The following is a 14,655-nucleotide window of genomic DNA, read 5'->3' on the forward strand; positions in this document are numbered from 1 at the left end:
AAATTTGAGACGCCTCTTTATTAACTATTTTTGTTATTAGAAAGGAAAGAAACTGGCCTCACTTACAATAGAGGCCAGCTATACTTTTATTTCCCATTACTCAGAATCTGAGAGTGCTTTCTCGTGCAACTTCGCAAACTCTTTCGGTGTAATTTCTCCTCCGAAAAGCGCCTGAATGGCATCAAGGTGAATCTGGGCCACCTCTGGCTTCATTTGCACATCTGCGAACAAAGTGATATTACTAGATTCATTTAATTCATTCAGTACATCGTTGTACATATCTGGAAGCTCTAGATTTTCACTATTCACTTTGGTTGCAGGGATTACGCCAGCTTCTTCTACAGACTTCTCTCCCCACTTCTCTACGAAGAATTTAACGAATTCCTTCGATTCCTCTTTCACATCCGAATTTTCCGCTACAAAAAGCCCAACACCTGGACCACCAACGAAACTATTCTCAACACCACTACCTTCAACTGTTGGAAATTTAAAGAAATCAACTGAATCTCTAAACTCCTGAGGAACATCTTCATTCGTCGTGTAGTTTGGTAGATCCCAAGTTGCAATTAAATACATAGCAGCTTGTCCGTTCATAAACATACTTTTGGCTTCTTCATCTGACAGGCCATTAAACCCCTTCTCAAACGCTCCCATGTCTACAAGGTTTTGAACCTTTTCTGCTGCTGACACTAAGGCCGGGTCTTCAAAAGTGCCAGAACGATCAATAGCTTTAGTTAACACGTCTGATCCACCAATTCGATCTGCAAGATACATGTACCACAATGAGCCAGTCCATCTATCTTTATTTCCTAGTGCGATTGGTTCCACATTATTTTCATTCAATGTTTTTACTACGTTTTTTAATTCTTCATACGTTTTAGGCGCCTTAAGACCATACTTCTCAAAAATCGCTTTGTTATAGAAGACAGTTGCAATATTTAATTCAAGTGGAAGTCCGTACGTCTTTCCATCAATCCCATATGCCTCAGTTGTACCTGAGACAAATTGATCTTTTAATCCATCATCCAGAACATCATCTAGCGGTGTAAACATCTCACCATCCACATAAGGTTCCAAAAATCCTGCCGGCCAAGTCATTCCTACATCGGGTAGCTGTTCTGACGTAGATAATACTTTTAACTTATCTTTATATTGTTCATTACTAAGCACTTCAAGGTTAACGTTCACATCCGGGTTTTCTTTTTCAAAATCCGAAATGATTTCGCTTACAATTCTATTGTGATCTTTAGAACTCCCTTCAGGCCAAAGGTGCATGAAATCAATCGTTTTCGTATCACCACTCGATTCTTCATTACTACTTGAAGAAGCACAACCTGTAGCTAGTAAGACCGTGAATATAACCATCACAAAAAATGTAACCGCTTTCTTATAACCCATCTAAAATCCCCCTCATAATTAATAAACCGCTTTCCGTAAATTCAGAATAGCAAATGTATTTATGTTTGTCTACTGGATAAACTAAGTTTATGTTAGAATACTGGTAAGAAGTTAATCGAAAAGGGGAACAAAATGAAAATGACACTAAACCACACTTGGAATCAACACGTTGTAAAAAGAGGGAATAAATCGATCGTACTACAAGTAATAAAAGACAATACTCCGATTTCACGAGCGGATATAGCGAAAATGACCGGGCTTAATAAAAGTACTGTTTCCTCTCTTGTCAGCGAGCTCCTTCTCGAAGATTTGATATATGAATCTGGCCCTGGAAAATCGAGTGGTGGCAGAAGACCCGTTATGCTTCTGTTCAACGAGCTTGCCGGTTTTTCAATTGGAATTGATCTAGGTGTAAACTACATGTTAGGCATCTTAACAGATTTAAATGGCAACATTGTCAAAGAGGAAAAGTTGAATTTCTATGATTTAACATATAAAAAAATTGAGTCTCAACTCATTGCCATGATCAAGAGTCTTTCAATGAACACTCCTTCATGCAAATATGGTGTAATAGGAATTGGAATTGGCGTACCAGGAATTGTGAATAAAGACGGCGAAATTTTATTAGCTCCAAACCTGGGGTGGAAGAACATTAGGTTAAAAACCATTATTGAAGATGAGTTTGCCATTCCAGTTATCATCGAAAATGAAGCAAATGCTGGAGCATATGGCGAAAAGAAATTCGGAGTTGGTCAGGCATTTGATAATATTGTATATGTTAGTGCTGGAATTGGAATTGGCGTTGGTTTACTCTTGAACGGTAAACTTTATCAGGGTCATGAGGGTTTTTCAGGAGAGATGGGCCACATGACAATTGATGTGAATGGCCTCGAATGTCGCTGCGGGAATAAGGGGTGCTGGGAATTATATGCTTCCGAGAATACTTTGCTTAAAAAAGCTAAAGAATTAAAGTTAAACCCACACAAAGGAAAAGAACTTTGTTTAGATGCATTAATTAAACTGGCTAATACGGATCAGCGTTCTGCTGATTTGTTTGAAGAAATAGGAACTTACCTTGGAATCGGCATTAACAATATCATAAATATATTCAATCCGGAACAAGTTATCATAGGAAATCGTCTCGCTTCAGCCAAAAAATGGCTAAAAAAACCAATAAACAAACATATCAAGGATCATACACAAAGATTTCAACAAAAAGGACTTAGGATTGATTTTTCTGAGCATTCAACTCATTCTTCTGCCCTAGGCGTAGTAGCCTTTACAGTTGAAAACTTTCTTCAGATCGATTTAGTTAATTAAAAGAGAGCACCGCTTTACTTGCTACCTAGTATGTTACTTATCGGAAAAGAGAAACAGTCAATAGTTGTTCTTTTTTCCGATTTTTAATGGATAATCAATTCGATAAATACATGCATGTGAGTGCTATTATCATAACAAATGTTCAAACATTTTAGCTCTTCTATTGTCATTTGATCTCCCGCTCAATAAAACTCACCTTTAATCGCCTAATGTAAAAGTTATATTATCTTTCCTCTCTTGAGTAAACAGTATTTACATCACCCTTCCCCATTCTTACAAATGCAAGTGATTCTTCCCCATACATTTCAATTATTCCTTCATCATAAAGAATCTGATCATTCGGCTACATCGACAGCTTGCAATCTTCTCACCGTTCATACCCCTTGCTGACGTTTCTTTTACAATCCTTTTAAATCGGTGATGTTAAAAATCGCTGACTGTGGAATAATTATTACACTCCTAAAGTTAGTTAATTAAATAACAAAATGATAAGTAGAATGATAGTTAAAATTAACAAACAAAAGATGGTATTCCTCAGAATTTGATTCTCTTTTTGCCTTTCTTTCTTTCCTGGTGAACCGTAAAAATGAGGAAAAAACAGAATAATAATCCATTGTGGTATCGATAGTCCAAGCATTAATGGCAACTCAGCTTTTAACCGAAACGGCTCGCCTTCAATCAGTGTAATAATATAAATAACAATTCCTACTACAACAGGGCAGAGTATGATATAAATCAACTTTTGCAATTTTGTTTTTAATATAGATTTTTCATTGTTGTATTCTCCCATAATTCCCCTCCCATGCCTTAGTTTTCTCTTCTCAAACCCAAACTAATTGCCACTAACACGGACTTGTCTATGAACTTTATTCCAGATAACCCCGAGTTTACGGAACATCGATATGTGTTAACGGTGTTTTCAACTACTGGTTTGTATCCGTAGGACAGAAGCCATTACTCCTATGAGGCAAGATGAAAAATAGTGAAAGATCCGGAATTATTCCAAGATACGGTAGAATTGTACATTCCGGAGCTGCAGTGATCATGGTTAATAAGATAACCTTATCTAGTCTTACGGTATTCAAATATAATCCTCTTAAAGCAAATCAATACTTTTATTAGCGTCTTATTATTTAACGCTATTTCAATCTTACTGAACGTTGGATTAATACCAATTATTTCAAAAGAATCCACATAACTCAATCTTTAATTCCAGTTAAAAGGAGCCTATCTTTTTAAAGATAATCGTAGAAGAAGTCGTAAAAGAACATGTGAATGTGACTTTTTCTAATTGTTAGATTAGAACTCCGTTATATAGCGGAATTCTTTTCTACTTTACTGGCATTGAAGAAGCCACTCCATTCCCCTTCAAGTATATAAAAACCCTCTGAAAACATTCAGAGGGTTAAATGAATTATTTTACACCTTTCATCAATTTCTGGATCTTAGGTGAAAGTAGGAATAGTGCAATACTCAATATGATTGCCATACCTCCGATTGCCCCGAAGTACAGCGTTTCTGTTTCTGGTGTATAGAAACGAACAAGTTGTGCATTCAATGCTTGTGCGGCAGCTGAAGCTAAGAACCATAGACTCATAGTTTGAGCAGAGAAAGCTTCTGGAGCTAATTTGGTTGTGGCAGAAAGACCTACTGGTGATAAGCATAGCTCACCAAGCACAACGATAAAATAGCTAAGCACAAGCCATAATGGACTTACTAGTGAATCCTCTCCTCCCAAATATACAGGCAGTAGTATCACTAAGAATGATAAACCAGCAAACAATAGACCAAATGAAAACTTCTTAGGAATCGATGGTTGACGATTGCCAAGTTTCACCCACATCCAAGCAAATACTGGAGCTAATAGAATGATAAATAACGGGTTTAACGATTGGAACCAAGCTGGGGATATACTGATTCCCATGAATTCCAGTTCAGTTCGTTTATCTGCGTAAACTGCAAGGATGGTTGAACCCTGTTCTTGAATTGCCCAGAACATAACAGCTGCAATAAATAATGGAATGTAAGCGATGACTCTGGAACGTTCAGTTTGCGTTGTTTTCGGACTATAATACATCACGATAAAGTAAATGGTTGGAACGACGATACCGAAGATGCCTACTAAATTAATAAATACGTTTAATGTAAATAAGCCAGCAGGAATCGTAATACCTAAAATAATAGTAAGACCAACCACAACTAACCCTGCGATTAATCCATATTTCTTCTTCTCAGATGGCGCAAGCGGGTTTGGAACATAAGTACCAGCTAGACCAAGATTCTTTTTCTTAGTTAACATGAATACAACAAGACCTACGAACATACCGACAGCTGCAACTGCAAATCCCCAATGGAATCCTTTTGTTTCCATAAGCTTACCAACGATTAGCGGGGCAATGAATGCACCAAGGTTGATACCCATATAGAAAATACTGAAAGCTGCATCGCGGCGCGTGTCACTTTCGCTGTACATTTCTCCAACCACAGTTGAAACATTCGGTTTTAATAGTCCTGTTCCCACAACGATCAATACCATGGAAACAAAGAACATAGCTAAACTTCCTGGAAATGATAATGCAATATGACCAAACATGATGAATATTCCACCGTAGAAAACGGCTTTCGAAGTTCCGAATATCCTATCTGCCAACCAGCCTCCGATTACTCCGGACATATATACAAGTGAACCATAAATCGACATGATTGCTAAAGCTGTGTTTTGCTCTAGACCCAGACCGCCTTTTGAAACCTCATAGTACATGTAGAATACAAGGATGGCACGCATTCCGTAATAGGAAAAGCGCTCCCAAAATTCTGTGAAGAATAAAGTGAATAATCCCTTCGGATGTCCAAAGAAACCTTTTTGAGGGACGCTATCCACAATTTTCTGTTTATTCAATGATGACATGTTACTACCTCCCTTATTCCTTTACTATAATATTTTAATATTTTAATAAAGTCAAAAATAGTTTGAAACCCTTTAATATAAACAAAAACATTTTTTGTTTTTCGAATATTAAGTTATTTTAAGATAATTAAAAATTTATTAAGGTACTGTAATAAATATGAAAATAAGCCCGCCATCCAATTTGAACGGCAGACTTATTCTCATTTTCATTACTTTATTATGTTTAAGTACACATGATAACATTTCAATCTCTTGATCTAGGTTTGTCACGTTAACATTTGACTCGTTTAAAATTTTTTTAGGGATGGTGCAGATACTTCCTCTCCAGTTACCTTTGCTTGATCATTATGTGAATGAATTAACGCTGTTTTTCATGATTGCTCATCGAGCGATACAAGTATGAGTATGCGGATACCAACATCATCCATTTTATTTATCATAAATATTCCTTGTTCCTTCTCATAATAATCATCATCAGGTTTTAATACAACTTTTACGATATCATATATAGTAGAAAGTATCCTTATCACCAGAAAGAGAGGTTAATGTTTTCTTTAAGTTGATCTGATATGTAAAAAAACGTTGAGCGTACGATTAATGAAGATCGGTCTTCAACCTCTACTGTGCTCCTTTATGACAGCATTTTTCCGAATTAACGGAACTAAAACGACAGACTTTGAAAAAGAGTAAGGGTTATAACTAATGTAGATAAAGAACCAGCAGACAGTAATGTTATCATTTTCCACCAGTTTATTTCCTTTGAAGGTTTTACAGCCTCTTTAGACACCGTAACCCATATAGCCATAGATACTATAACTAAGATAAAAATAACTTCTTTAGACATATTTGACACCTCCATAATTTTTCTTAAGTAAACTTCCCTGGGTATTAATTCCAATTATTTCAAATCAGGAAGCATAACTCAATCTTTATTTCAGATAAATGGAGCTTATCTTAATACAAGTAAGCTCCGAGTTTATTGGAAACTATGATACTACTTTACAATCCTTTCTTCTAATTCGCTCCCTTGCTGCTAAAAAAACCAGACAAAAGATTTTTTGCCTGGGGTTACTTACTATCATACTGTTTTATCCAAACGTGTATCCATCAAATACCTTCAAACCTTCGTCATTCAATACTTGTTCTACCACTGAAGGTTTAAGTGGGCTTTTAGTAAATACATCTTTACAGGAAATCATTATGTTGTCACCTGCTATTTGTGCTAATTGATCGTGTGTAACGCTATATACTAATTTACCTAGATTTGACCAAACCATTGCACCTGAACACATTACACAAGGCTCGCAGCTAGTGTACAGAGTGTATTCCTCCAAATCAAATAGCTGATTCTCTGAACAAAAATCTCTGATTAGACCTATTTCTGCATGGTAGGTAGGATCTGAGTGGGTATGTACTTTATTCTCAGCAACTTTTACAATTTCATTGCCTTTAACCAGGATTGCACCAAAAGGTTCGTTTCCTTCTGCTCTTGATTTTAAAGCTTGTTGGATAGCTATTTTCATGTAATATTCATCGTTGTACGTCATAGAAGCTCTCCATTCCCTGTTGAATTATCCCTCATTATAAAGGAAGTACATCTCACTTGCCATCCTTCTCTAAACAAACGCCTCAAATCTCCCATGTCATAAATGAATGAAAGAAATTCCGATGAATTACTATCAATTGGTAGGCTAGTATCCCAAGTCTTAACCTTATCTCCAATAACAAATTGACTACCTGTATATTCGTTGAAGATTGTATTATTTGTGTACTACAAATCTATTTATAGATAAGCTCCGATTTTACTGGAAAATTTGAATTCAAGAAATTCTCAGATTTTGAGCTAAGCCACCTGTAGTTTAAGAATTTTTTTTTACTTCATTCTCAACGACCTTGAATACCTTAGAGTATATTCCTTTTACATTATCTTGTTGAACTTCACTGTTTTTAATTGGGTATGCAAGTTTCCAACCACGATAGCCTTTTTCTTCTCCCTCATACAAAATTCCTGATATAAAATTTTGCGTACCATTAATCCTTTCCGCTTCTTCTTCATAAGACACGGGATTTTCTAAATCTTGAAAAGGTATAGTATTTGCTCGCGAGCCTACAAAGAAGAATGGAATGTTTTTACTCTTATACATTTCTACATATTTTGATTTTGAAGCATCAGATAAATGGTCTTCCATAATGAATACTGCATCATACTTTCTTAAGTTTGAATGATGTAACTCACTTAGAGATAATTCATTAAAATTTATCTGTTCCTCTCTAACATTAGGTTGTTCACCAACAACTGCAATCTTTAACAGCACGCCATCATATGGCTCTTCTTTTACATTATTCGTTTGACAAGCACTCAAAAGAAATAACATCAATGTTAAAATAGTTAAAAGTAATTTTTTTGATTTTATAATAACTACCCATCCTCTCATCTTCTACACACCAACATATCATTTTGACTTTACTGAACTCTACTATCCAATTTGTTTGAGAACTTCAGAATCCATATACACCTCCCATTAACTGACCTTTTACTAGCTAAAACAAAATAGAGCGTAATCCTTTTAGATTAACGCTCCTATATAATAGAAGAGTGTTTATGTATTTATTTCTTCAAGAACGCTCTAATAATATAAATAACAGCTACGATAGGTATTACCGTAACAAAAATCAACATTATAGAAGCAGCACCCATATCCATATAATCCCCCTATTTCATTACCATTTAAATGATTGAGACACTACTAAATTAAATGTAACAAGCACTAGCCTATCCGTTAGCTAAAGAAAAATCACAAAACATAAAGATATAATTGCTGCTATCTTTGCGTCCTTCCTGACTGTGGTTCTTATTGTGGGTACCCATCTTATATTTCCAGACAGGCTAATCAATCTTGCAATCAAAAACAAAATGAGAAAATACATAAAAAAATAAACCAATCATAAAATCACCCTTACTGCATTGTAGATAAAATTAATTCAAACGGCTCCGTGAGCACAATAAGTGATACCAAAATTTTAGCTATCGCTTCGATTTAACGGAACAATGGATTAATTTCCATATTCTTGAGTTTCCCGCTAATCTGAAGACTTGATTCCAAGGTATATCTTGAAGCAGATTTTAAATTAAAGCACCCGTTAGTTTAAAGGATTAACAACGGTGACGGTGACGGTGAACTCTATAATAATTAATGGGATTTTTTAGTTTTAAAAACTAAAGGAGGATTCTAATGAAAAACATTTTCGAGATCAAGCATACAGATGAAATATTAATTCGTATCGATGACTTAAATGTAAATTCACAACCAATATGGGGTAAAATGAATGTTTCTCAAATGTTAGCTCATTGCTCATCTTTCCAAGATATCGCATTGGGAGATTCTTTCCCTAAAAGAGGTTTGTTAGGAATATTAGTAGGTAGATTTGCAAAACCCATCTTTTATAATGACAAACCTTTAGAGCACAATATGCCAACTATTCCAACCATTTTAATTACATCTAAAAGAGATTTTGAAGTTGAAAAAGAAAAACTAAAACAAAAAATAATAACATTTCAAAAGAATGGACCAGAGTCTTGTACAGATCATCCACATCCTTTTTTTGGAAAACTTTCTTCCCACCAATGGGGAAAAGGTATCTACAAACATCTTGACCACCATTTAAAACAATTTGGAGTTTAGTAGCAGGAGTTTAAATATACCGGACCATCTTAAACTATTCTGCTTTGCCAATAGCCCTGATATTCCTTATGCTTAATAAAAAAGAGCTAGGACTCTATTGATCAATCGCTACGATATAATGGAAGGCTTGATTTCAAGGCCTTTTGTTAAAATCATTGTCTTAGAGTTAAGGTGCGCCTCTAATCTGCTTTAACTTTTTAACAACCCCTTGCACTCGAGTATTAACAAATTGCTTTCTGTATACGTTTTTTTGTAATCTTCCAATGAGATGTATGCCAAATAATTTGTTGTTTATCTATGAGGAGTAGTTGTGGTGATTTGTGAGGTATGTTTGTAACCTTTGCAATCTCATTAGAAATTCTTCTGTTTTCAACAACCTTTACCATATAACAATCCACTATTCCTCCCCCTACCTTTTGGAAGTTCCTCAAGTGTTTGAAGGATCTAGAACTAATCATACAAGATGTGCTATGTTTAAAGACTAATACCGGCGAATGGATCGATTGTCTCCACAGGGCCCACCAATCTTCAAGAGATGTCAATTCATGAATAGAGTTCATTTTCATTCCACCAAAAAGTTAATCATTCCTACTAATTCTATCGATTACTCCTATTATCAATCATGGAACCAAGGACCAAACCTAATAGGATACCCAACATAAGACTAATCGCTAGTTGATTCACAGCTATCCCTATGCTGGTGCCCATGATAAACCAAGAGCAATTCCTAACCCACGGTACTTTGATTTCGTTTTCACATTATTCTCCCTACAGCTTTATTCATTGAACTAAAAGCTACATTACATTAGATACGATTTCATGCTGGAAACGTTTCAAAAATTTGTTCCGTCATAAAAATTAAGTGATAGCCGCTTTACAGCTATCGCTCCGAGATTAATTAAGGCGCAGTATCAAGATACCTTCCTTAAAACCATTACGGTTCTATTACTTGATAAGATCTCTTTTAATAATTGAATACATATATAAATCATCAAACTTACAAAGAGTATATTCATAGCTCCTGAGTAAACCTTCTTTTGTAAAACCTAGTTTGCTAACCAATCTATGGGATTGAATATTAGTAGGGTCTATTAAAGCCTCTATCCGTTCTAAATGGTAGTGATTAAATCCATACTTAATAATAGTTTCTAGCGCTTCTGAGGCAATGCCTTTCCCCCAATAATTTTTATTTAATTCAAATCCAACTTCAGCTTTATAATGTTTGGGCTGCATATTTAAATACCCGCAACTACCTATAACCTTACCTGAGTCTTTTAAAGTAACGCCCCACCTAATGCCTGTTCCTTCTTTTATTATTGAATGATACCAGTCGATTTCATCCATTACTTCTTCAACACTTTGGGCAGGCGGTAACCCCATATGTTTTACGACTTCTTCATCGGACAAATAGTGATACATATCCAAAGCATCCTCTGCGACTACCTCTCTTAGTACTAATCTATCTGTTTCAATTATTGGATTGTGTTTTTCCATTCATGTTCCTTCCCTTAACATTGTTTTTCTATTTTCATGTTTAGCTTACAGATATAAAGAGGATACGAATCTATGTATCGATCTTCAGCTCTTGCTCCGAGATTGTGGAACATTGATATTTGTTATGATTGTTTCCAACTACTAGTTTGTATCCTTAGAACAGAAGCCATTACTCCTATGAGGCAAAAGATAATTCCTACTGGCAAGATGAAGAATAGTAAAAAGTCTGGAATTATTCCAAGGTACGGTAGAATTGTACATACCGGAACTGCAACGGTCAGAGTTAATAAGATAATCAAATCAAGTTTTTTGGTATTCAAATAAAAATCCTCCTAAAAGCAATACAATAGTTTTATTAGCATCTAATCTAAGTCAAAATGCTTAATACCAATTATTTCAAAATAGAACTAATAAATCCATCTTTTTCCCCAAAAGAGCCTATCTAATTAAAGATAAGCTCCGATTTAATAGAACAATGGACTAAATTCAATATTCTTGAGTTGCGCTCGATTGCCGAGTTGTGCTTTTTATAATGTCGTAATAAGAGGTCCTTCATTTGTAAGAATAACCGTATGTTCGTATTGAGCCACAAAGCTTTCATTGGTTAAGAAAGTCCATCCATCTTCAGATTCGAAAACTTCCTCTTCGAATGTAGAGATCATAGGCTCAAAGGCAATTACCGCACCATCTTTCAAGATTTCATCATCCCAACTAGCGAAATAATTAAAAATATGTTTAGGTTCTTCATGAAGCGAAAGTCCAATACCGTGCCCAGTAAGATTTTTTATTACTGTTAAGCCATGGCGTTTCGCTACATTGTGGGCAGCCTTTCCGAGAGCACTTTTTTTTGAACCTGGCTTTGCCTGCTTAAGTCCAGCATGGAATGCCTCTTTAGAAACGTCACATATTTTTTGTAATGCCGCGTCTCCTTTCCCTACTACAAATGAAATTCCAGTATCTGCGTAATATCCGTTTTTTGAACCTGAAACGTCTATATTCACTAAATCTCCTTCATGGATGACCCGTTTTCTCTTCGGAATCCCATGCGCCACTTCATTATTTATACTAATACACGTATACCCAGGAAAATCGTATTCTCTTTTTGGCGCAGATTGAGCTTCTGCCTTTTCAAACATCTCTCTTGCAATTTCATCGAGTTCTTTTGTCGTAATTCCGGGTTTCGTACTATGGACCAATTCATCACGAATCGCTCCACAAATTTCACCAATTATTTTCAATCCATCAAAATCCTTTTTAGTTTTTGCAACCATTGATTTCCCCACTTTTTAATGTATTTTATGATTAGTATTCCATTTAGTTTCTAGCATAAACTGAACAGGTTTTTCTTCAACAATCTCTGGCCCTTTTATGGATTGAATATGACAACCTCTTTTTCCGTTAAATTGCCCTGTTATTAACTTAAACAAAAAGGAGCGTAATCCTTTTTAGATTAACGCTCCGAGATTGTTGCATACCCCTTTAATGCTTATCCATTCAGCTCATCTTGATTAGTTTCTAAATACCAAAGGACGATATTGAAGAGTTGCTCTGATTATACGGTAGACTTGATTTCAAGATAGTTTAAAGTAGATTTTAAACTATCGCATCCGCTACCACCCGTTGCAAACGATTTTGTTCTGTTCCTTATTAAGCTGTGTTACATTACTTATTATTCTTTTCCACTAAATTCTAAGATATTTAAACCCTCAGATGCTTCTGGTGTTTCAAAAAATTTAGTAACATGGATAAACCCCTCTTTCGTGTCAAAAGCTGCTCTTTCGGGCTGTTCGTTACGCCTTTGAGCAATTTGACTTAAGCATTGCTCATTATTTACATTAATGAAAATTAGTTGATGGCTTGCATGTACTTCTGACGCCATATCTAAAAACCACTTCCGCTGTTTTTGAGTGTTAGCTGGAAAATCCATCACTACATCTGAACCGACACTTAATATGTTTTGGACATGCTTTTTTAACAACGGCTTGAGTTGCGCCGAGAATTTTAGATAGTCCTCAAATGATACAATCTGATTCGGATAAAGAGATGAAAGCCATTCATCTTCAGACAATAGTACCGCATGTTTATCGAGCGCCAATTGTTTTGATTTAGTTGTTTTTCCTGCGCCCATTTTTCCACAGAAAAAGTATAGCGTGCCTAATTGTTTCATATTTTCTAACCCCCGCGCTTAATCTAGTGGTTGTTGACCCACCTTACTTCGTTTGTCCAACAAAATATAGCGTTTTTGCAGCAATAGCTCCCGTTTATTGAACAACTTCAATATTGTATCCTAAAACATTTTTACCACATTTAACCAAAAAGCAATCAATAAGTTCCCTACAATCTCAATCCGGATATTTGTGTAACAAGGATCAAAACAAAAATAGAGCGCACGAATCGGTAGAAATTCGTCGCTCATTTGAATTGGGTCTTATTGGTCAGGGTAGATAAATAACCTTATAAGAGAGCTACCGTTTCTACGATACATTTTCAAAAAGTTGTTCTATTAAGGCACTTATCTCAAATCATCTTCGTCTAGAATAAACACATCCTCAATCCTTGAATTTAACTGTCTTGCGATTTTGACTGCTAGTTTAAGTGATGGGTTGTATTCCCCTTTTTCGAGAAACACGATCGTTTCTCTTCGAACGTTCACGCGTTTTGCGAGATCTGCCTGTGTTAGTTTAAGAGCTGCTCGCAATTCTTTCATTCTTGTGTTCATTACTGAAATCCTTTCCTTCTAACTAATAACCAATTGATTCCAAAGCTGAAGATCATTCCGGAGAGTCCTAACATCAGTAGATCATCCTGTTGAATGTGCTTGTGGAAAGCAAAGAGGGCGAGCCAGATAATAAGCGAAGAAAAATAAGAATATCCTGCTGCGAACATTTTCATCTTCTGAGAAAGTTCATCATCGTGAGGGATACCCTCTTTAATATTTTTCCATAACCGTAGAAAGATGGGTATAAGTAGGAGCATGACCACCATGGTCGTGATCGTTAAAATTAACTCAGAAGTCGTCATCGCATCGTTACTGAATACCGTGAACATCTGAAATAGGAGTCCTGCAGCAATCGAAGCTGACAGAATAGAAACAAGAATCAACGCAGTCTTTGAATTCAACTCTCTTACCTCCTTTTGTTAGAAATAATTAACCTTATGTTATAAATATATAACATAATATTGGTTTTGTGCATTATTTTTTAATTTTTCCGAAAATATACGTAATAGCTCATTATTATTAAAGCAAAAAAAGAGAACGCCATCAGAGTGGTGTTCCCGTATTTATTCAACAATTGCTCCGAGATTGTTGAACACTTTAAGTAAAACATTTACGAGCGCAATTTTAGTTAAGTAAACTTCCAAAAAGTAAAATCCCACTCAGAAGAACCGCCAAACTAAGGGATATTATCATTGTGAATAGACTTCTCGTCATACCTTTCCAGTCTCTAATACCAGACAAACCAAATACTCCAGCAAGAAATGTAAATAACGAAATAAATAAAACTATTGTTAAAGGGTGAATTCCGATTATGGAATTACTGAACCAACCTGAGAATGAAACTATTAAAAATAATAACACGCAAATAAATGAACAGATAAATGAACAAATGTTGATCTTCTCCTGCATCCCTCTCTCCTCCAAAAATAACATCTTAAATTCCATCTACTGCATTCTGTGAAAAAGGTCAAATTCATTTTGCTCCGTTACATATGTTATAGAGGCTTGCACTCAATTGAGCAATTGCTCCGATTTAATGGAACAACTTAGATTTAAACTTGAGTTTATATCAAAAAACAAGTCCGATGATGGTGAGAAGTAAATTCTTTAGGATTCACTGATGCTAGTGGTTT

15 protein-coding genes are annotated in these 14,655 nt (G+C 35.5%); 2 read left to right on the plus strand and 13 right to left on the minus strand.

From position 1 onward, the window contains the following. Positions 1-96: 96 nt before the first annotated feature. Positions 97-1,398 carry an extracellular solute-binding protein gene (locus AC0VYO_RS12485; protein WP_475365320.1) on the minus strand — a complete coding sequence of 434 codons (1,302 nt, stop codon included), beginning with the start codon at positions 1,396-1,398 and terminating at the stop codon, positions 97-99. A gap of 138 nt (positions 1,399-1,536) precedes the next feature. Between AC0VYO_RS12485 and AC0VYO_RS12490 the strand changes: the two genes are divergently transcribed. Continuing rightward, on the plus strand, positions 1,537-2,718 hold the full coding sequence (locus tag AC0VYO_RS12490) for an ROK family protein (protein ID WP_475367487.1): 1,182 nt from the start codon (positions 1,537-1,539) through the stop codon (positions 2,716-2,718). A 469-nt stretch (positions 2,719-3,187) separates the two neighbouring features. On the opposite strand, the gene AC0VYO_RS12495 is transcribed toward AC0VYO_RS12490, so the two are convergent. From AC0VYO_RS12495 to AC0VYO_RS12515, 5 genes are all read right to left on the minus strand, one after another. Then, a complete protein-coding gene (locus AC0VYO_RS12495) occupies positions 3,188-3,508 on the minus strand; it encodes a hypothetical protein (protein WP_475367655.1) in 321 nt (106 codons plus the stop codon). Positions 3,509-4,132: 624 nt separating this feature from the next. Next, positions 4,133-5,626, minus strand: a complete 1,494-nt coding sequence (locus AC0VYO_RS12500) for a peptide MFS transporter (RefSeq protein WP_475365322.1) — start codon at positions 5,624-5,626, stop codon at positions 4,133-4,135. A 661-nt stretch (positions 5,627-6,287) separates the two neighbouring features. Next, entirely contained in the window at positions 6,288-6,470 is a 183-nt protein-coding gene (locus tag AC0VYO_RS12505) for a hypothetical protein (RefSeq protein WP_430242953.1), read from the minus strand. Positions 6,471-6,714: 244 nt separating this feature from the next. Beyond that, positions 6,715-7,173: a nucleoside deaminase gene (locus AC0VYO_RS12510; RefSeq protein ID WP_475367656.1), complete on the minus strand. Its 459-nt coding sequence runs from the start codon at positions 7,171-7,173 to the stop codon at positions 6,715-6,717. A 312-nt stretch (positions 7,174-7,485) separates the two neighbouring features. Next, a complete protein-coding gene (locus AC0VYO_RS12515) occupies positions 7,486-8,061 on the minus strand; it encodes a hypothetical protein (RefSeq protein WP_475365323.1) in 576 nt (191 codons plus the stop codon). Between the two features lie 798 nt (positions 8,062-8,859). Between AC0VYO_RS12515 and AC0VYO_RS12520 the strand changes: the two genes are divergently transcribed. After that, positions 8,860-9,309 (plus strand): DUF1569 domain-containing protein, encoded by a 450-nt coding sequence (locus tag AC0VYO_RS12520; protein WP_475365324.1) that lies wholly within the window; start codon positions 8,860-8,862, stop codon positions 9,307-9,309. A 221-nt stretch (positions 9,310-9,530) separates the two neighbouring features. Here AC0VYO_RS12520 and ytxJ read toward each other — a convergent pair whose 3' ends face one another. From ytxJ to AC0VYO_RS12555, 7 genes are all read right to left on the minus strand, one after another. Next, positions 9,531-9,875, minus strand: coding sequence for a bacillithiol system redox-active protein YtxJ (gene ytxJ / locus AC0VYO_RS12525; RefSeq protein ID WP_475365325.1), 345 nt, complete (start codon positions 9,873-9,875; stop codon positions 9,531-9,533). 31 nt (positions 9,876-9,906) lie between these two features. Continuing rightward, a complete protein-coding gene (locus tag AC0VYO_RS12530) occupies positions 9,907-10,017 on the minus strand; it encodes a glycine zipper domain-containing protein (protein WP_475365326.1) in 111 nt (36 codons plus the stop codon). Positions 10,018-10,254: 237 nt separating this feature from the next. Further along, on the minus strand, positions 10,255-10,803 hold the full coding sequence (locus AC0VYO_RS12535) for a GNAT family N-acetyltransferase (RefSeq protein WP_475367657.1): 549 nt from the start codon (positions 10,801-10,803) through the stop codon (positions 10,255-10,257). 527 nt (positions 10,804-11,330) lie between these two features. Continuing rightward, positions 11,331-12,074 (minus strand): type I methionyl aminopeptidase, encoded by a 744-nt coding sequence (gene map, locus AC0VYO_RS12540; protein ID WP_475365328.1) that lies wholly within the window; start codon positions 12,072-12,074, stop codon positions 11,331-11,333. A gap of 398 nt (positions 12,075-12,472) precedes the next feature. Then, positions 12,473-12,970 (minus strand): P-loop nucleotide/nucleoside kinase family protein, encoded by a 498-nt coding sequence (locus AC0VYO_RS12545; RefSeq protein WP_430242963.1) that lies wholly within the window; start codon positions 12,968-12,970, stop codon positions 12,473-12,475. Positions 12,971-13,315: 345 nt separating this feature from the next. Then, the gene (locus AC0VYO_RS12550) at positions 13,316-13,522 is read right to left on the minus strand and encodes a helix-turn-helix transcriptional regulator (RefSeq protein WP_430242964.1); all 207 of its coding nucleotides are present in this window, start codon (positions 13,520-13,522) and stop codon (positions 13,316-13,318) included. Next, positions 13,522-13,923, minus strand: coding sequence for a hypothetical protein (locus AC0VYO_RS12555; protein ID WP_430242966.1), 402 nt, complete (start codon positions 13,921-13,923; stop codon positions 13,522-13,524). The genes AC0VYO_RS12550 and AC0VYO_RS12555 overlap by 1 nt, the downstream gene beginning before the upstream one ends. Positions 13,924-14,655 lie beyond the last annotated feature (732 nt).

It is taken from the genome of Anaerobacillus sp. 63XJN7_4_ISO-PGPR-S23-413 (assembly GCF_056173725.1).

Coding starts and splice junctions, on each gene's coding strand:
- AC0VYO_RS12485 (WP_475365320.1), bottom strand. CDS start 1,398: ATGGGTTATAAGAAAGCGGTTACATTTTTTGTGATGGTTATATTCACG.
- AC0VYO_RS12490 (WP_475367487.1), top strand. CDS start 1,537: ATGACACTAAACCACACTTGGAATCAACACGTTGTAAAAAGAGGGAAT.
- AC0VYO_RS12495 (WP_475367655.1), bottom strand. CDS start 3,508: ATGGGAGAATACAACAATGAAAAATCTATATTAAAAACAAAATTGCAA.
- AC0VYO_RS12500 (WP_475365322.1), bottom strand. CDS start 5,626: ATGTCATCATTGAATAAACAGAAAATTGTGGATAGCGTCCCTCAAAAA.
- AC0VYO_RS12505 (WP_430242953.1), bottom strand. CDS start 6,470: ATGTCTAAAGAAGTTATTTTTATCTTAGTTATAGTATCTATGGCTATA.
- AC0VYO_RS12510 (WP_475367656.1), bottom strand. CDS start 7,173: ATGACGTACAACGATGAATATTACATGAAAATAGCTATCCAACAAGCT.
- AC0VYO_RS12515 (WP_475365323.1), bottom strand. CDS start 8,061: ATGAGAGGATGGGTAGTTATTATAAAATCAAAAAAATTACTTTTAACT.
- AC0VYO_RS12520 (WP_475365324.1), top strand. CDS start 8,860: ATGAAAAACATTTTCGAGATCAAGCATACAGATGAAATATTAATTCGT.
- ytxJ (WP_475365325.1), bottom strand. CDS start 9,875: ATGAAAATGAACTCTATTCATGAATTGACATCTCTTGAAGATTGGTGG.
- AC0VYO_RS12530 (WP_475365326.1), bottom strand. CDS start 10,017: ATGGGCACCAGCATAGGGATAGCTGTGAATCAACTAGCGATTAGTCTT.
- AC0VYO_RS12535 (WP_475367657.1), bottom strand. CDS start 10,803: ATGGAAAAACACAATCCAATAATTGAAACAGATAGATTAGTACTAAGA.
- map (WP_475365328.1), bottom strand. CDS start 12,074: ATGGTTGCAAAAACTAAAAAGGATTTTGATGGATTGAAAATAATTGGT.
- AC0VYO_RS12545 (WP_430242963.1), bottom strand. CDS start 12,970: ATGAAACAATTAGGCACGCTATACTTTTTCTGTGGAAAAATGGGCGCA.
- AC0VYO_RS12550 (WP_430242964.1), bottom strand. CDS start 13,522: ATGAACACAAGAATGAAAGAATTGCGAGCAGCTCTTAAACTAACACAG.